Below are 17,494 nucleotides of genomic sequence, written 5' to 3' on the forward strand. Positions count from 1 at the left end.
GCGCGAGGTGGGTTGCTCCTCGGGCCGCACTCCTCGCCGGCCGGGCCGGGGCCCGGTGTCTGCGTGCGGCGCGGCGGCGCCGTCGGCCGTCATGCCTGGAGCGCGCCTCGCAGCGCGGCGGCCATCAGCTCCATGGCCTCTTTCGCCGCCGCCACCGGGCCGGTGTGGGTGAAGTAGTGGTCGACGCCCGGGAAGACCCGGTGGGTGACCGGGACCCCGGCGGCCTCCAGGGCCTTCGCGTAGGCGTCTCCTTCGTCGCGCAGGCGGTCGTTCTCGGCGGTGATGACCAGGGCGGAAGGGAGTCCGGCGAGGTCGTCGGCGAGCGCGGGCGAGACGAGGGGGTCCGCGCGGTCGGCCGGGTCCGGGACGTAGGCGTCGGTGAAGATCCGCATCAGCCGGGGCCCCAGCAGCGGCCTGGCGATGGGCGACTGTTTGGTGGCGGGGTCGGCGTACTGGTCGAGCGGGGCCGAGTCCAGGATCTGGAGCCGGGGCGTGAAGGTGCCGCGGTCCCGGGCCGTACGGCAGACCGCGGCGGTGAGGTTGCCGCCGGCGCTGTGCCCGCCCACGGCGAGCCGCGAACCGTCCCAGCCGTTCGCGGCGCCGTTCTCGACGACCCAGGCGGTGACGTCGTACGCCTGTGTGACGGGGACGGGGAAGGGCCGCTGCGGGGCGACGGCGTAGTCCACGTTGACGACGACGCAGCCGGCCTCGGCGGCCAGATAGCGGCAGATGTGGTCGTCCTGGTCGGGGCGGGCGATGACGAATCCGCCGCCGTGGAAGTTGACGTAGACGGGTGCGTGGGCCTCGGCGGTGGCCGACGGGCGGTAGACCGTGCAGGTCACCGGGCCGGCGCCGGTCTCCACGCGGAGGACTTCGGTGCGCTTCGGTATGTCCGTGAAGCGCAGGTCCCGGTGCACCCGGGCCATCACGGGGCCGAGGAGCAACTGCATGCCCCTGGCCTGGAGTCTGGAGCCGAACGGCATGACCGCACCCCTTGCTGCAACATTAAACCAACAGGATTCCTGATGATGAATGATCGCCTCGCGCAGCGCAATGGGGAGGACCGGACGGCGCCGACCCGCTGCGTCGGACCGCGTCGCCGATGGCGGTCGCCGCGGCGGGGTGGGGCTGGGTGCCGGCCGCTTCGGTGGCACCGTGGGGAGCGCGGGCGCCGACCTCTGGGGGCGTGCGCGGCGACGGCCGGCGGGCGTCTCCGTCCAGCGTCACCGCGCGCTCAGCCCGCAGCGTTCTCGGCTCGAATCTCCATTGACGTACGCCGTTTCCGGTCGGGGAAACCGCCTCGGACCGCATACCGGCCGTGACGAGATGTCCTCGGACCTGCAGACCAAGGTGAACGACGGCGACGGCCGTGGGCTTCACCCGTGGCCGGGTCACCACTCTGACCTGCGGGTTTGCATCGGACTGTGTGGGGGACCCGTCGGGTGTGGTGGCCTATGGGGCGGAGCAGCGGGTGCGGGTGCCGGCTCTGCGGGCCCGCTGGCGGACCCAGGCGTTCGTCCACTGGCCGTACCCGCCGGAGGCGGTGCAGGCCCTGCTGCCCGAAGAACTCGTCGTGGACGAGTACGACGGAGCCGCCTGGGTGGGCCTGACCCCGTTCGAGATGGCCGGAGTGCGCCCACCGGGGGCGCCGGTCGCGGGCCTGACGTTCGCGGTGACGAACCTGCGCACCTACGTCCGCGGCGACGGGCGGGACGGGCTGTGGTTCCTCTCGATCGAGGTCGGCTGTCCGCTGATGCTGGCGGCGCGTGCCGTGGGAGCGCCGTACCACCCGGGCAGACTGAGCCTGCGCGCGAGCGGCGACACCGTCTCCTACGCCGGTTCGCGCCGAGGCGGCCGCCCTTCCTACCGTCTCGTCGTCCGCCCCGGAGACCCCGTTCAGCCCACGGAGCGCGATGTGTGGCTGACCTCGCGCTGGCGGTCGTACACGCGGCGGTTCGGGACCCTGTGGGAGACGCCGGTCGAGCACGAACCGTGGCCGCTGGCCGGGGCGACGGTCGACGTCCTGGAGGAGACGCTCACCGTCGCGGCGGGCCTGCCCTCCCCCGCCGGTGAGCCCGTCGTCCACTTCTCGGAGGGCGTCCGGCACGTACGGCTGGGCGCGTCCCGGCCCGTTCGCACGAGACCGCGCCGCTCGTGACGCCGCGGGGCGAGCGCGGTCGTCACCTCCGAAAGCCGGTCGGCCGCGCGGTGGACCGGCCCGGACGGGGCACTCGCCGGCGGACGACGGATTTTCCGCGACCCGCCGACGGCGGGATTCAGCGCCCCCCGACGGCGGATTCAGCGACCTCAAGGAGTGTCATGCCTGCCCCACGACTGCTCGGCGTCTATCTCAACGACCACCTGGCCGGCGCCACCGTCGGTGCCGAACTCGGGCACCGCATGGTCCAGGAGCACGGTGACACGGCGTACGGCAGCGAGCTGCGGAGCCTGGCGACCGAGATCGCGCAGGACCGGCGGGCCCTGTTGCGGATCATGGGCGAGCTGGACGTTCCCGCGCGGCGCTACAAGATCTACGGGGCATGGCTGGGCGAGAAGCTGGGCCGGGCCAAGCCCAACGGCCGTCTGCTGCGCCGCTCCGGGCTCACCCTGCTGATCGAGCTGGAGGCACTGCGGTCGGGTGTGGCCGGCAAGGCGCTGCTCTGGCGCGCCCTGCTCACCGTGGCGGCGGCCGATGCGCGCTTCGACCACGACCGGCTGGAGGAGCTGCGGCAGCGCGCGGAGCGGCAGATGCGGACGCTGGACTCCCTGCACACCAGGGCCGCCACCGGCCTGCTCGCCACCCCGGAGCCACAGCCCTCCGAGTCGTCGGCGGCGCGGTCCGGCTGACGCTCGCGGTGCCGCCGACGTCGGACCGCTCAGCCCAGCAGCGGATCGTCGAAGAGCGAGAGCCTGGCGGTGACGCGCTTGCCCACGGGCTCCCGGCGAGCCTCGAAGCCCTGCACCACCGCCATCACTATCTCCAGGCCGTGCTGTCCCACCCGTCCGGCGTCGGCGGCCTGGGCCCACGGAAGGGTGGGATCGGTGTCCCACACCTCGATCTCGACCATGCTGCCGTCCGCGACGCGCAGTTGCAGCAGGGCCGGCCCGGGCGCGTACTTCAGCGCGTTGGTGACCAGCTCGCTGACGACCAGCTGCGACAGGTCCAGTGTCCGGGCCGAGACCGGAAGTCCGTGCTCGGACTGGGCGCGCGCCAGGAAGGTGGACACCTGGTCCCTCGCGTCGGCGATGCAGCCCGGCTCTCCGTCGAGGGCCACGGTCACCTCGGCAGGTGCGGCTTCCGGCATCCGCAACCACTCCTCGGGCGGAACAGACTGCCTGCCGCCGATGTGCAATACCCCGTTCATGAGCGCGCGACTACCCCGTAGGTCTCGTCCTACTCCTGCGCCGCGCACAGATGATTGAGGCGTGTGCGTGCATCGAGCCCGGAATACGGGGCAGCGATGGCAACAGAGACGTGACGGGGTGGAGATCGACCGCGGAAGGATGCGAGTGGCAGACAACCGGGAAGCAGTGGGCCACGGCGGGCTGTCCGTGGTCCGTGCCGACGTCGACGGCATCGCCGTTCTCGGCCTCGAGGGAGAAGTGGACTATCAGAGCTCGTCGGCCCTGACCCGGGCGACGCCTCCGGCCGACGAGGACCCGGGCCGCCGGCTCGTGCTCGACCTGAGCGAGGTCACGTTCATGGACTCCAGCGGTGTCAACGCCCTGATCGCCGCGCACCAGGCCAGGCAGCCCGTACAGGGGTGGCTGCGGCTGGCGGGGGTGCGCGGAGCGGTGCTGCGGACCCTGCAGCTGGTGGGCCTCGACACGGTGATCGCCTGTTTTCCGAGCGTCGAGGACGCCCTTCGGCCGTGACGGGCGGGCGGTGAACGACCACCGAAGAAATCGTCCGAGTACCCCGCATCTCTCGGGGCATGCCGGTTTCCGCATGCCTTTTTTCGCCCTCTTCAAATGCCCGCGCGAGGCTTTGGCCGCCGCCCGGGGACTGCGTTAATCTTCGACCGATTTCTCATCAGGCATATCCGTGAACTGCGGAATTGCCGCTCATAGCGGGGCCGTCCAGGCCCCGGCGCGGTTCCGAGTCCTCGGGGTGAGGGCTCTTGGGGAGCGGAACGAGGATGCGCATGACCACCAAGTCGGTCGAGGCCGAGAAGCAGGGGCCGGGCGAGCAGGAGCTGCGGCAGCTGCTGGCCGGGCTGACCGCCGTACGCGACGGCGACTTCGGCACCCGGCTGCCGTCGGACGGGCAGGGGCTGCTCGGCGACATCGCCACGGTTTTCAACGGCATGGTCGACCAGTTGTCCGTGTTCACCTCGGAGGTGACACGGGTGGCCCGCGAGGTGGGTACCGAGGGCACACTGGGCGGTCAGGCGGAGGTGCCGGGTGTCTCCGGCACCTGGGCCGACCTGACCGACTCGGTCAACGCCATGGCGGGCAACCTGACCACGCAGGTCCGTGACATCGCCCAGGTGGCCACCGCGGTCGCCAAGGGAGATCTGTCCCAGAAGATCGACGTGCCGGCCCGCGGCGAGATCCTGCAGCTGAAGGAGACCGTCAACACGATGGTCGACCAGCTCTCCGCGTTCGCCGACGAGGTCACTCGCGTCGCCCGCGAGGTCGGCAGCGAGGGACGCCTCGGCGGTCAGGCGCAGGTGCCCGGCGTCGGCGGTGTCTGGCGTGACCTGACCGATTCGGTCAACTTCATGGCCGGAAACCTGACCTCCCAGGTCCGCAACATCGCCCAGGTGACGACCGCGGTGGCGCAGGGCGACCTCTCCCAGAAGATCACCGTCGACGCCCGCGGCGAGATCCTGGAACTGAAGAACACCATCAACACCATGGTCGACCAGCTCTCCGCCTTCGGCGACGAGGTCACCCGCGTCGCCCGCGAGGTCGGCACCGAGGGACGCCTCGGCGGCCAGGCGGACGTCAAGGGCGTGAAGGGCACCTGGCGCGACCTCACGGACTCCGTGAACTTCATGGCGGGCAACCTCACCGCGCAGGTCCGCAACGTCGCCCAGGTGGCCACCGCGGTGGCGCAGGGCGACCTCTCCCAGAAGATCACCGTCGACGCCCGCGGCGAGATCCTGGAACTGAAGAACACCATCAACACCATGGTCGACCAGCTCTCGGCGTTCGCCGACGAGGCCACCCGCGTCGCCCGCGAGGTCGGCACCGAGGGCAACCTCGGCGGCCAGGCGATCGTGCGGGGCGTGTCGGGGACCTGGAAGGACCTGACGGACAACGTCAACGTGATGGCGTCCAACCTGACCGGGCAGGTCCGCTCCATCGCCCAGGTCGCCACCGCCGTCGCGCGCGGCGACCTCTCGCAGAAGATCACCGTCGAGGCCAAGGGCGAGGTCGCCGCCCTCGCCGATGTGATCAACACCATGGTCGACACGCTGTCCGCGTTCGCCGACGAGGTCACCCGTGTCGCCCGCGAGGTCGGCACCGAGGGACGCCTCGGCGGACAGGCGCACGTGCCGAACGTGGCCGGCACCTGGAAGGACCTGACGGACAACGTCAACTCCATGGCCAACAACCTCACCGGGCAGGTGCGCAACATCGCCCTGGTGACGACCGCGGTGGCCAACGGCGACCTGTCGAAGAAGATCGACGTCGACGCGCGCGGCGAGATCCTGGAGCTGAAGACGACCATCAACACGATGGTCGACCAGCTGTCGTCGTTCGCCGCGGAGGTCACCCGCGTCGCCCGCGAGGTCGGCAGCGAGGGCCGGCTGGGCGGACAGGCCGAGGTGGAGGGCGTCGAGGGCACCTGGAAGCGGCTGACGGAGAACGTCAACGAGCTCGCCGGGAACCTGACCCGGCAGGTCCGGGCGATCGCCGAGGTCGCCAGCGCCGTGGCCGAGGGCGACCTGACCCGTTCGATCAACGTGGAGGCCTCCGGCGAGGTCGCCGAGCTCAAGGACAACATCAACTCCATGGTGGAGTCGCTGCGGGAGACCACGCGGGCCAACCAGGAGCAGGACTGGCTCAAGACCAACCTGGCCCGTATCTCCAGCCTGATGCAGGGCCACCGGGACCTGCCGGTCGTGGCCGAGCTGATCATGGACGAGCTGACGCCTCTGGTGTCGGCCCAGTACGGCGCCTTCTACCTCGCCGAGGACACCGAAGCCGGGCACGACCTGCGCCTGGTCGGCTCCTACGGCTTCCCGGACGACACCGACCGGCCCACCCGCATCCCCATCGGCCGCTCCCTGGTCGGCCAGGCGGCGCGCAACCGCCGGACCATCACCGTGGAGGACCTGCCCGAGGGCTACGTCGCCATCTCCTCCGGTCTCGGCCACGCGCTCCCCCGCGCGCTGGTGGTGCTGCCCATCGTGGTCGAGGAGCAGGTGCTCGGCGTCATCGAACTGGCCTCGCTCACCCGCTTCACCCAGATCCACCAGGACTTCCTGACGCAGCTGATGCCGACCATCGGCGTCAACCTCAACACCATCGTGGCCAACGTCCGCACCGACGAGCTGCTGGAGGAGTCCCAGCGTCTGACCGTGGAACTGCAGGCCAGGTCCGGGGAGTTGCAGGTCCAGCAGGTCGAACTGCAGCGCTCCAACGCCGAGCTGGAGGAGAAGGCCTCCCTGCTGGCCTCGCAGAACCGCGACATCGAGGCCAAGAACCTGCAGATCGAGCAGGCGCGGCAGGAACTGGAGACCCGCGCGCAGCAGTTGGCGCTGGCCTCCAAGTACAAGTCGGAGTTCCTGGCGAACATGAGCCACGAACTGCGCACCCCGCTCAACAGCCTGCTGATCCTGGCCCAGTTGCTGGCCCAGAACCCCTCGCGCAACCTCACCCCGAAGCAGGTCGAGTACGCGGGGATCATCCACTCGGCCGGCTCCGACCTGCTGCAGCTGATCAACGACATCCTCGACCTGTCCAAGGTCGAGGCCGGCAAGATGGACGTCTCCCCCGAGCGGGTCCCGCTGCGCCAGCTGCTGGAGTACGTCGAGGCGACGTTCCGCCCGATGACCACGCAGAAGAGCCTGGACTTCACCGTCTCCACCGCGCCCGGCACGCCCGCGGACCTGCTCACTGACGACTCCCGGCTGCGCCAGATCCTGCGCAACCTGCTGTCGAACGCGGTCAAGTTCACCGAGCAGGGCGGCGTCGAGCTGAGCATCGAACCGGCGGCGGACCGGGAGGTGCCGCCCGGTGTGCACCGGGGTGGCCCCGTGGTGGCGTTCCGGGTGAAGGACACCGGCATCGGCATCCCCCAGCAGCAACTGGAGACGATCTTCGGGGCGTTCCAGCAGGCCGACGGGACGACCAGCCGCAAGTACGGTGGCACCGGCCTCGGCCTGTCCATCACCCGGGAGATCGCCCATCTGCTGGGCGGTGCCGTCACCGTCGACAGCACGCCCGGCCAGGGCAGCACGTTCACGCTCTACCTGCCCGTCGCCCGCGCCGACTTCGAGGAGCAGGCGGACGGCGGACGGCCGGCCGAGCCCCACCGGGACGACAGCGTGCCGGACGCGACGGCGCCCCGTGCGCTGTCCGGTCCCACGCCGCCGCCCGGGCACCGCAGGCGCCGGCTGCTGGTGGTCGAGGAGCGCCAGCGCGGTCTGCTCTCGCTCGTCGCCGAGCGTGCCGTCGCGGACATCGCGCACGACCCGGCCGACCCGCACGGCGAGATCGACATCATCACCGCCGTCGGCGCGGAGGAGGCCGCGAGCACGCTGGCGGCCGAGCCCTGCCACTGCGTGGTCCTCGAGCTCGGCATGCCGCACGCCGAGGGCGCGGACTTCCTGGAGGCCATGCGCGGCGACTCCGCGCTGGCCAGCGTGCCCGTGCTGGTGCACACCGGCCACCGGGTGGACCTCTCCCAGGAGCAGGCCCTGCGGGCACTGGCGGGCGACCGGCCGCTGGACTTCCTCTCCAGCCTGGACGACCTGCGCGAGCGCATCACCCTGCACCTGTCCGCCGAGCAGCCCGGCGACGTGCTGTCGCTGGTGCGCGCCGAGGAGTCCCAGCACGCTCCGGCGCAGGTCGTGGACGACTCGTTCATCGGCCGGACGGTCCTGGTGGTCGACGACGACGCGCGCAACCTCTTCGCCCTCAGCGGGGTGCTGGAGCTGCACGGCTTCGAGGTCCTGCACGCGGACAACGGCCGCAAGGGCATCGAGATGCTGCTCGCGCACCCGGACATCTCGCTGGTGCTGATGGACGTGATGATGCCGGAGATGGACGGCTACGCGGCCACCGCGGAGATCCGCTCGAGGCCGCAGTACGCGGAGCTGCCGATCATCGCCGTCACCGCGAAGGCGATGCCGGGCGACCAGGAGAAGAGTCTCGCGTCGGGCGCGAACGACTACATCACCAAGCCCGTCGACACCGGCGACCTGATCGCCCGCGTCCGGCACTGGCTGCCCTCGTGACCGGGCGTCACCACCGCCGAGTCCCCCAGCCGACCGCGTGACGTCCCCCGGCGTCCCCGCCGCAGAACAGGCCAACCGTGAGTGATCTCCGTCAGCCGCCCGAATCGCCTGCCGCCGAGCGCGCCGAGTCGCCCGACGACGTCGGCACGTCCGTCGCGGAGAGCGCCGGCACCGACGATCCCGGGCAGACGTCCCCCGTGGGGCGGCTCGCGGCGACCGTGGACCGGCTGCGCCGCGAGGTGCGGGCGGCGCAGGCCGAGGCGGACGGGCGCGCCCTGATCGAGTTGGCCAAGGGCATCCTGGTCGAGCGGCTGGGCTGTGGTCCGGCGCAGGCGGCGCGGCAGCTAGCCGAACTGACCGCGCAGGCGGGCGTGACACCGCTGGAGTTCGCCGTCGAGGTCATCAACCAGGCCTCGCGCGACCGGGTCTCGGAGGTCACCAGCGCCTTCCTCGCCGCCACGGCGGCCCGGTCCGACGCGGCCGCGGCCGCGGCCACCGACGGCACCTCCTCCGCCGTACGCCTGCGCACCGCCGAGAGCGGCGCGCTCGCCGCGGACGACACCCAGGCCGTCGCCGACTCCCTGCTGGAGCACGCCCTGACCCCGCTGGGCGCGGAGGCGGTGGCCATCTGGGGGCTGGGGGCCGACGGCTCGCTGAGCCTCGCGGGCAGCGCCGGGTTCTCCACCGCCGAGGCCGGACGGTGGCGGCACGTGCCGCCGGGGGTGACGACGGTGGCGCGCCGGGGGCTCACCGAGGAGGGGGGCCAGTGGATCCGCAGCCTGGCCGAGACCGGGCTGCCCTCCATCGGCCAGCACCACCACCCCGAGGGCGGCCGGGTGGCCGTACCGGCCGGGACCGGCGGGCGGATCCACGGCGTGCTGGAGATCGCCTGGCCGGCACCGCTGGACCCGCTCTCGCCGCCGATCGTCCGGCAGATCGAGGCCCTCGCGGAGCTGTGCGCCCACACGCTGGAGACCTCGGCGCTGCCGGACCCCGCGGAGGACATGGGCCCGCGGATCCTGCCGGACGTCGCCGAGCTGATGGATCTCGCCGACGGGCTGCACGACCCGGCCCTGGTGCTGGTGCCGCACCTGGACGCCGAGGGACGGCTGGTCGACTTCCTCATCCAGCACGTCAACGGCCGCTTCCTGGACCCCGCCGGCCGGCCGCGCGGCGTCATCAACGGCGCCCTGCTGCTGGAGACCTATCCCCTGGCCGCGGGGCAGAGCGAACTGTTCGAGCGGATCGAGCGCGTCTACGCCACCGGCGAGCCCTACCGCGCCCACCGCATGCGGCTGACCGCGCTGGTGGACGACGTGCACCTGACCGCGGTCGCCGACATCAACATCAGCCGGCACGGCGGCAGCGTCCTGCTGATCTGGCGCATCGAGGACGAGACGGCCAGGCTGGCCAACCTGCTCCAGCACGCCCAACGCCTGGGCCGCATCGGCGGTTTCGAGGAGAACCTGCTCACCGGCGAGATCACCTGGAACGGCCAGCTCTACCACCTCTACGGCAGGTCGGCCTCCAGCACGCCGGTGCCGCTGGAGGAGCTGCCCGCGCACGCGCACCCCGACGACGCCGTGGCCATCGGCCGGTTCCTGCGGTCCGTGCTGCACCACCGCCGGCCGGCGTCCGCCGCCTTCCGGCTGCAGCGGCCCGACGGGGTCACCCGCCACATCCGGGTCGTCGCTGAGCCGGTCCTCGACTCCGACGGCCAGCTGTACGTCGTACGCGGCGCGTACCAGGACATCTCCGCGCACCACTGGACCGAGGTCGCCCTCGCCGCCACCCGTGACCAGCTCGCCCACACCGAGCAGCAGGCCAGCGAGCGCAACCGGCTCGCCCTCCAGCTGCAGCACGCCATCATGCCCCCGACGCAGGCCCCGCTGGAGGCGCCCGGGCTGCGGGTGGCCGTGCGCTACCGGCCCGCGGAGACCCAGCACCTGGTCGGCGGCGACTGGTACGACGCGGTCGTGCTGCCGTCCGGGCTGGTGCTGCTGTGCGTCGGAGACGTCGCGGGGCACGGCATAGAGGCGGCCACCAGCATGGTCGTGCTGCGCAACGCGATGCGCGGGCTCGCCGTCACCGGCGCCGGGCCGGGCCAGGTGCTGGCCTGGCTGAACATGGTGGCCCACCATCTGACCGGCGCCGTCACCGCCACCGCGGTCTGCGCCCTGTACGACCCCGAGCGGCGCACCCTGCGCTGGGCGCGCGCCGGCCATCTGCCGCCCGTTCTGGTGCGCGGCACGGACGCGACGGCGCTGCCGCTGGTCAAGGGGCTGCTGCTGGGTGCCGTACCGGAAGCGGGTTACGAGGAGCACGAGGTGCAACTCGCCGTCGACGACACGCTGTTGATGTACACCGACGGTCTGATCGAACGCCGTGACCGGTCCGTGGAGGAGTCGCTCGCGCAGTTGCTGACGGCGGCGCGCGCGGTTCCGCCCACGCTGGACCAGCAGCTGGACCGGCTGCTCACCCACAGCAGGTCCGACACGGACGACGACACCTGCATCGTCGGCATCCGCGTCGACTGACCCGCGAACGGCACGGTCCGGACCGGACCGGCCGACACCGGCCGAACCCACCGGCACCGGCCCCACCGGCACCGACCGGCCCCACCGGCACGGAGCGAACCGGCCGGCACCGGCCACACCTGTGCGGAATCCTTTCCTCTGCAAGTGTGGCGTAAGTATGGTGATCTCGTGAAGGCACTCCTGCTGTCAGGTGGCTCGGGCACCCGCTTGCGCCCCATCACCCACACGTCGGCGAAGCAGCTCGTACCGGTCGCGAACAAGCCGGTGCTGTTCTACGGGCTGGAGGCGATCGCACAGGCCGGCGTCACCGAGGTCGGGATCGTCGTCGGGGACACGGCCGAGGAGATCCGGGAGGCGGTCGGCGACGGGAGCGCGTTCGGCCTCGACGTCACCTACCTCCCGCAGTCCGCGCCGCTGGGGCTGGCCCACGCCGTGCTGATCGCACGGGAGTTCCTGGGCGAGGAAGACTTCGTGATGTACCTCGGCGACAACTTCGTCCTCGGCGGCATCACGGCCCTGGTGGACGCCTTCCGCGTCGAACGGCCGGACGCGCACATCCTGTTGACGCCCGTGGCGAACCCGACCGCCTTCGGGGTGGCCGAACTCGACGCCTCCGGGCGGGTGGTGGGCCTGGAGGAGAAGCCACGGCAGCCCAAGAGCGACCTGGCGCTGGTCGGGGTCTACCTGTTCACCCCGGCCGTCCACGAGGCCGTGCGGGCGATCAAACCGTCCGGACGCGGCGAGTTGGAGATCGCCGACGCCCTCCAGTGGATGATCGACGCCGGGCGTGACGTGCGCTCCACGACGATCTCCGGGTACTGGAAGGACACCGGGAACGTCTCCGACATGCTGGAGGTCAACCGCTCGGTGCTGGAGACCCTGGAGCGCCGGATCGACGGCGCGGTCGACGGCCGCAGCGAGCTCATCGGCCGGGTGCGCGTCGAGGCGGGGGCGAAGGTGACCGGCAGCCGGATCGTGGGCCCGGTGGTCATCGGCGCGCACACCGTGATCGCCGACTCCTACGTCGGCCCCTTCACCTCGATCGCCGAGAACTGCCGGATCGAGGACAGCGAGATCGAGTACTCGATCGTGCTGCGCGACTCCTCGGTGCGCGGCGTCCGGCGGGTGGAGGCCTCCCTCATCGGCCGCAACGTCGAGGTCACCCCCGCGCCCCGCAAGCCCGCCGCCCACCGTCTCGTCCTCGGCGACCACAGCAAGGTGCAGATCTCCTCATGACGGCCGAGAGGCCGGGTCTGCGACGAGACGGGTCCGCGGTCGTGTTCGACGACAAGAGAGGTCCAGCCCGGTGAGCTTCAGGAAGCAGCCGACCGCCCAGGTCGACGACAAGGCCACGATCGGTGACGGCACGACCGTCTGGGACCTGGCCCAGATTCGGGAGGACGCCCGGCTGGGCAGCGGGTGCATCGTGGGCCGGGGGGCCTACGTCGGTCCCGGCGTACGCATCGGCGACAACGTCAAACTCCAGAACTACGCGCTGGTCTACGAACCCGCGGTGCTCGCCGACGGAGTCTTCGTGGGCCCGGCCGCCGTCCTCACCAACGACTACTTCCCCCGGTCGGTGGACCCGGGCGGAAAGCTCAAGCGCGGGGACGACTGGGAGGCCGTGGCCGTGACGGTGGACGAGGGGGCGTCGCTGGGCGCGCGTTCGGTGTGCGTGGCGCCGGTGCGCGTGGGGCGGTGGGCGCTGGTCGCGGCGGGCGCCGTGGTGACCCGGGACGTGCCCGACTTCGCGCTGGTGGCCGGTGTTCCGGCGCGCCGGATCGGCTGGGTGGGGCGGGCCGGTGTACGCCTGGTGGAGCGGGAGGACGAGCCCGGTGTGTGGGAGTGCCCGGAGACGGGCGCGCTGCACGACGAGAAGGACGGCGGACTCGTCGAGCGCGCATGACGCCTCTTTCCGCCAAACCGCAAATCTTCGAACATTCACCGGCATAACATGTGTGCGAACTGTGCAGACACAGCACAATGAGCACACGAACCAGTGCCCAGGGGGGGTTACCGGGTGAGGACACCTGTGCCTGAAGCGAGGAGCGGAATCCGCTCCGTCGCCTGACGTCCGTCTTGTCTCACACCGTCCGGCCGTTCGCGCCGCGACGCTCACAAGCCTGCGCAAAAACAGGGGGGTTGGTGTGTCCAACCGATGACCAGTTCACGTCTCGCGGCACTCGGTGACGAGGACCCGCCGCTGCTCGCGCTCGCCCAGCGCCTGCTCGCCGTGGCCGAGTCGGGGCTTCCGTCGATGCTGCTTCCCGGCGGGGAGGCCTTCGTCTTCACCATGGCCGGACAGCAGGCCCCCGACGGCTCCTGGACCCTGGAGCGGCGCGGTACCAGCACCCGCTACGCCGCCATCACCGTGCTCGGCGCCCGGTTCCTGCCGGAGGACCGCCAGCGCGCGGTGCTCGGCGGGCGCACCGCCGAGGAGTTCGCGGGTCTGCTCATCGAGTCGCTGCCCGCGGTGACCAACCTCGGTGACGCGGCGCTCATCGCCTGGGCCGCCGCCGAGACCGGGCACCCCAAACTCTCCGACGCCCTCGCGCGGGTCGGGGAGCTCGATGTGGAGGGGCGCCCGCAGTACACCGTGGAGGCGGCCTGGGTGCTGTCCGCGCTCGCGGCGGCCCGCGACACGGTCGATGTGGAGAGACGTTTCACCGCAGCTCGCGACCGTCTGCTCCGCTCCCGGATCGGTGACAGCCCGCTGTTCCCGCACGCCACCGCTCCCGGCCTGGTGCCCTGGTACCGGGCGCACGTCAGCTGCTTCGCCGACCAGACGTACCCGCTGCAGGCCCTGGCCCGCGCGCACGCCAGCGGTGACGGGGACGGCGATCCCGAGGCGCTGGCCGCCTCGGAGGCGTGCGCGGCGCGCATCTGCGAACTGCAGGGCGACGGCGGACAGTGGTGGTGGCACTACGACGCCCGCACCGGCACGGTGGTCGAGGGCTACCCCGTCTACAGCGTCCACCAGCACGCGATGGCGCCGACCGCCCTGTTCGACCTCGCCGACGCCGGCGGCACCGACTTCGGCGCGGCGATCCGCAAGGGTCTGCGCTGGATGACGGACGTACCCGAACTGACGGGCTCCCAGCACCGGGAGCCGATGATCCTGGACGACCTCGGGGCCACCTGGCGCAAGGTCTACCGAGGCGATCCGAAGAAGGCCGTGCGGGCCGCCCGCGGCCTGTCCACCCGGCTCGCTCCGGCCCTGCGGCTGAAGTCCCTGGACCGGGTCTACCGTCCCCTGTCGGTGGACCGCGAGTGCCGACCGTACGAGTTCGGCTGGATGCTCCACGCCTGGCAGGCGGGTGGCATATGAGCGCGAGACGCACGCTGTTCGGGGTCGAGCTGGACCCGTTGACCATGGACGAGACCGTGGCGCACTGCCTGGCGGCGGTACGCGACGGCCACCAGCTGGAGATCGGCGTGGTCAACGCCGCCAAGCTGGTGAACATGCGCCGCGACCCGCGGCTCGCCGAGGCCGTGTCCGGCTGCGACCTGGTCCTCGCCGACGGGCAGGCCGTGGTGTGGGCCGGGCGGGTGCTGCGCGCCCCGCTGCCCGAACGGGTCGCCGGGATCGACCTGTTCCTGCGGCTGCTGGGCGAGGCGGAGGCCGCGGGCATCTCGGTGTACTTCCTGGGCGCCCGGCAGGAGGTGCTGGAGCGGATGCTGCTGCGGGTGGCCGACCGCTTCCCCGGTCTGAAGGTGGCCGGCAGCCGCAACGGCTACTTCGACGACTCCGAGCAGGAGGCGATCGCCGACGGCATCGCCCGCAGCGGAGCCCAGATGCTGTTCCTCGGCATGACCTCCCCGAAGAAGGAGATCTTCACCGCCGCCCACGGCGCCCGTACCGGCGCCCGCGTGGTGCACGGCGTCGGCGGCTCCTTCGACATCCTCGCCGGGATCACCAAGCGGGCCCCGGCGGCCTGGCAGCGGTGGGGGCTGGAATGGCTCTACCGCGTACTGCAGGAGCCGCGCCGCCTCGGCCGGCGCTACCTCACCACCAACGTCTCCTTCCTTCTCATGACGGCACGCGAGCTGATCCGGCTCACCCCGTCGACCGCTCCCGCGAACAGGAGTCACTGATGCGCGTCGTCGTGGTTGGACAGGGATACGTCGGCCTGCCACTGGCCATCCGGGCCGCCGAGGTCGGACACGAGGTGATCGGCTACGACGTCGACGCCCGCCGGATCAAGAGCCTGGCCGCGGGCGAGTCCTTCGTCGAGGACGTCTCCTCGGAGAGGATCCGCGCGGCGCTGGACGACGGCACCTACAGACCGAGCGAGTCGGCCCGTGACTGCGGCGGCTTCGACGTCGCCGTGGTGACCGTGCCGACCCCACTGCACGAGGGCACCCCCGACCTCCGCTACATCAGGGAGTCGGCGATCACGCTCGCCCGCTATCTGCGCCCCGGGGCCACGGTCGTCCTGGAGTCGACGACCTACCCCGGCACCACCCAGGAACTGTTCGCCCCGATCCTGGAGGAGGGCTCGGGCCTGACCGCGGGCAGCGACTTCCACCTCGGCTACAGCCCGGAGCGGATCGACCCCGGCAACGCCGTGTGGGGGTTCAAGGAGACCCCGAAGGTCGTCTCCGGGGTCAACGAGGCCTCGCTGAAGGCCGTTCGGGACTTCTACGGCCAACTCGTCGACACCACCGTGCCGGTGCGCTCGCCCAAGGAGGCCGAACTCGCCAAGCTGCTGGAGAACACCTTCCGGCACGTGAACATCGCGCTCGTCAACGAGATCGCGATGTTCGCCCACCACCTGGACATCGACGTCTGGCAGTCCATCGACGCCGCCTCCACCAAGCCCTTCGGGTTCATGAAGTTCACGCCAGGACCGGGGGTGGGCGGCCACTGCCTGCCCATCGACCCCTCCTACCTGTCCTGGCGGGTGCAGCGCGAACTGGGCCAGAGCTTCCGGTTCGTGGAGCTCGCCAACGACATCAACAACCACATGCCCGAGTACGTGACCCGCCGGATCGGCGACCACTTCAACGCCCGGCGGCGTTCCGTGAACGGCTCGCGCATCCTGCTGCTGGGCCTCGCGTACAAGAAGAACACCGGCGACGCCCGCGAGTCGCCCGCCCTGCGCATCTCCCAGCTGCTGCTCGACATGGGCGCCCAGGTCAGGGCGGCGGACCCGCACGTCGTCGAGGGCCTGCCGGCCGACAACCGGCTGGTGCGGGTCGAGCCGACGCGCGAGGAGCTGGCGGAGGCCGACGTGGTGGTGCTGCTCACCGACCACGACGGCTTCGACTACGAACTCGTCACCCAGCACGCCCAGTTCGTCCTCGACTGCCGTCGGCGGCTGCCCTCCGGACCCACGATCGAGGTGCTCTGAACCATGCCGCGCATCGTGTGCGTCGCCGGGGCTCGCCCCAACTACATGAAGATCAAACCGGTGATGGACGCCCTGGAGCGCCAGGATGCCGAGGTCCTCCTCGTCCACACCGGCCAGCACTACGACCCGGCCATGAACGACGTGTTCTTCGCCGACCTCGGCATCCGCCCGCCCGACCGCTTCCTCGGGGTCGGCTCCGGCACCCACGCCGAGCAGACGGGCCGGGTGATGACCGCGTTCGAGCCGCTGCTGGACGAGGTGTCCCCGGACATCGTGGTCGTGGTCGGCGACATCAACTCCACGCTGGCCTGCGCGCTGGTCACCGCCAAGGCCGGGCCGCTGCTGGCCCATGTGGAGGCGGGCCTGCGCAGCCGGGACTGGAGCATGCCGGAGGAGATCAACCGGGTCGCCACCGACCGCGTCGCCGACCATCTGCTGGCCCCCTCCCCCGACGCCGTGGAGAACCTGCGCGCGGAGGGGTACCGGGAGGACCAGATCCATCTGGTCGGCAACGTCATGATCGACACGCTGCTGGCCAACCTGGAGCGGGCCCGCGCCTCCGACGTGCTCGGCCGATACGGGCTCGCTCGCGGCGAGTTCGGGCTGGTCACGCTGCACCGCCCGGCCAACGTGGACGATCCCGCCGTGCTCACCGGGCTGTTGAAGGCCCTCGGCGAGATCGCCGGGCGCTGCCCGCTGCTGCTGCCCGTGCATCCGCGCGCGGCCGGACGGCTCGCCGAGATCGGCGTCCCCGGCGGCATCAGGCTCGTACCGCCCGCCGGCTACCTGGACTTCATCGCCTTGCAGGACGCCGCCCGGATCGTGCTCACCGACTCCGGCGGGGTGCAGGAGGAGACCACCGCACTGGGCGTGCCGTGCGTGACGCTGCGGGACAACACCGAACGTCCCATCACCGTCGAACAGGGCACCAATGTGCTGGCCGGCCGGGATCCGGCGCGGATCGTGACCACCGTCAACCGGGTACTGGACGATCCGCCCGCGCCTCGCCGGCCCGAGTTGTGGGACGGCCGCGCCAGCGACCGCATCGCCGACGTGCTGCTGAACGGAGGCACCGCGAACACCCGGCCGCGGCCAACCGACGTCACCCGGCCGAAATCCGCCGACCGGCCGAGACCCGAGGATCGAACGCTCCCCATATGATCCGCTTGCAACTTATGCTCGTCGAACG

The 17,494-nt window shown here is 71.6% G+C and carries 13 protein-coding genes; 11 read left to right on the plus strand and 2 right to left on the minus strand.

Features of this window, described 5'->3' with window-relative positions:
• Window positions 1-89 precede the first annotated feature (89 nt).
• Window positions 90-983, minus strand: a complete 894-nt coding sequence (locus ACQF4J_RS07915) for an alpha/beta hydrolase (protein WP_427165327.1) — start codon at window positions 981-983, stop codon at window positions 90-92.
• A gap of 461 nt (window positions 984-1,444) precedes the next feature.
• Here ACQF4J_RS07915 and ACQF4J_RS07920 point away from each other — a divergent pair, with 461 nt between their 5' ends.
• Both ACQF4J_RS07920 and ACQF4J_RS07925 read left to right on the plus strand, forming a co-directional pair.
• Complete coding sequence (locus ACQF4J_RS07920) at window positions 1,445-2,158, plus strand: YqjF family protein (RefSeq protein WP_427168576.1); 714 nt, start codon at window positions 1,445-1,447, stop codon at window positions 2,156-2,158.
• 161 nt (window positions 2,159-2,319) lie between these two features.
• On the plus strand, window positions 2,320-2,847 hold the full coding sequence (locus ACQF4J_RS07925; RefSeq protein WP_351572679.1) for a hypothetical protein: 528 nt from the start codon (window positions 2,320-2,322) through the stop codon (window positions 2,845-2,847).
• Window positions 2,848-2,876: 29 nt separating this feature from the next.
• On the opposite strand, the gene ACQF4J_RS07930 is transcribed toward ACQF4J_RS07925, so the two are convergent.
• Window positions 2,877-3,305, minus strand: coding sequence for an ATP-binding protein (locus ACQF4J_RS07930; protein ID WP_351572682.1), 429 nt, complete (start codon window positions 3,303-3,305; stop codon window positions 2,877-2,879).
• Between the two features lie 199 nt (window positions 3,306-3,504).
• On the opposite strand from ACQF4J_RS07930, the gene ACQF4J_RS07935 reads away from it, so the two are divergent.
• The 9 genes from ACQF4J_RS07935 (at window position 3,505) to wecB (ending at window position 17,466) form a co-directional block, all read left to right on the plus strand.
• Window positions 3,505-3,876 (plus strand): STAS domain-containing protein, encoded by a 372-nt coding sequence (locus ACQF4J_RS07935; RefSeq protein WP_385241042.1) that lies wholly within the window; start codon window positions 3,505-3,507, stop codon window positions 3,874-3,876.
• Between the two features lie 269 nt (window positions 3,877-4,145).
• Window positions 4,146-8,414: a HAMP domain-containing protein gene (locus ACQF4J_RS07940; protein ID WP_351572688.1), complete on the plus strand. Its 4,269-nt coding sequence runs from the start codon at window positions 4,146-4,148 to the stop codon at window positions 8,412-8,414.
• Between the two features lie 77 nt (window positions 8,415-8,491).
• Window positions 8,492-10,951: a SpoIIE family protein phosphatase gene (locus ACQF4J_RS07945; protein ID WP_427165330.1), complete on the plus strand. Its 2,460-nt coding sequence runs from the start codon at window positions 8,492-8,494 to the stop codon at window positions 10,949-10,951.
• Window positions 10,952-11,119: 168 nt separating this feature from the next.
• Window positions 11,120-12,187 (plus strand): glucose-1-phosphate thymidylyltransferase, encoded by a 1,068-nt coding sequence (locus ACQF4J_RS07950; protein WP_427165332.1) that lies wholly within the window; start codon window positions 11,120-11,122, stop codon window positions 12,185-12,187.
• A 70-nt stretch (window positions 12,188-12,257) separates the two neighbouring features.
• The gene (locus tag ACQF4J_RS07955) at window positions 12,258-12,857 is read left to right on the plus strand and encodes an acyltransferase (RefSeq protein ID WP_351572697.1); all 600 of its coding nucleotides are present in this window, start codon (window positions 12,258-12,260) and stop codon (window positions 12,855-12,857) included.
• A 252-nt stretch (window positions 12,858-13,109) separates the two neighbouring features.
• Window positions 13,110-14,279: a hypothetical protein gene (locus ACQF4J_RS07960; protein WP_351572700.1), complete on the plus strand. Its 1,170-nt coding sequence runs from the start codon at window positions 13,110-13,112 to the stop codon at window positions 14,277-14,279.
• Complete coding sequence (locus ACQF4J_RS07965; protein ID WP_351572702.1) at window positions 14,276-15,046, plus strand: WecB/TagA/CpsF family glycosyltransferase; 771 nt, start codon at window positions 14,276-14,278, stop codon at window positions 15,044-15,046. The genes ACQF4J_RS07960 and ACQF4J_RS07965 overlap by 4 nt, the downstream gene beginning before the upstream one ends.
• Entirely contained in the window at window positions 15,046-16,305 is a 1,260-nt protein-coding gene (locus ACQF4J_RS07970) for a nucleotide sugar dehydrogenase (RefSeq protein ID WP_427165335.1), read from the plus strand. The genes ACQF4J_RS07965 and ACQF4J_RS07970 overlap by 1 nt, the downstream gene beginning before the upstream one ends.
• 3 nt (window positions 16,306-16,308) lie before the next feature.
• Window positions 16,309-17,466, plus strand: coding sequence for a non-hydrolyzing UDP-N-acetylglucosamine 2-epimerase (wecB, locus tag ACQF4J_RS07975; protein ID WP_351572708.1), 1,158 nt, complete (start codon window positions 16,309-16,311; stop codon window positions 17,464-17,466).
• Window positions 17,467-17,494: the final 28 nt, after the last annotated feature.

Origin of the sequence: Streptomyces sp. C1-1 (assembly GCF_050214755.1) — a bacterium.
Taxonomy (GTDB): Bacteria; Actinomycetota; Actinomycetes; order Streptomycetales; family Streptomycetaceae; genus Streptomyces.

Excerpts from the sequence above, each read along its gene's own strand:
- ACQF4J_RS07915 (WP_427165327.1), bottom strand. The coding sequence starts at position 983 with ATGCCGTTCGGCTCCAGACTCCAGGCCAGGGGCATGCAGTTGCTCCTC.
- ACQF4J_RS07925 (WP_351572679.1), top strand. The coding sequence starts at position 2,320 with ATGCCTGCCCCACGACTGCTCGGCGTCTATCTCAACGACCACCTGGCC.
- ACQF4J_RS07930 (WP_351572682.1), bottom strand. The coding sequence starts at position 3,305 with ATGCCGGAAGCCGCACCTGCCGAGGTGACCGTGGCCCTCGACGGAGAG.
- ACQF4J_RS07935 (WP_385241042.1), top strand. The coding sequence starts at position 3,505 with ATGCGAGTGGCAGACAACCGGGAAGCAGTGGGCCACGGCGGGCTGTCC.
- ACQF4J_RS07940 (WP_351572688.1), top strand. The coding sequence starts at position 4,146 with ATGACCACCAAGTCGGTCGAGGCCGAGAAGCAGGGGCCGGGCGAGCAG.
- ACQF4J_RS07960 (WP_351572700.1), top strand. The coding sequence starts at position 13,110 with ATGACCAGTTCACGTCTCGCGGCACTCGGTGACGAGGACCCGCCGCTG.
- ACQF4J_RS07965 (WP_351572702.1), top strand. The coding sequence starts at position 14,276 with ATGAGCGCGAGACGCACGCTGTTCGGGGTCGAGCTGGACCCGTTGACC.
- ACQF4J_RS07970 (WP_427165335.1), top strand. The coding sequence starts at position 15,046 with ATGCGCGTCGTCGTGGTTGGACAGGGATACGTCGGCCTGCCACTGGCC.
- wecB (WP_351572708.1), top strand. The coding sequence starts at position 16,309 with ATGCCGCGCATCGTGTGCGTCGCCGGGGCTCGCCCCAACTACATGAAG.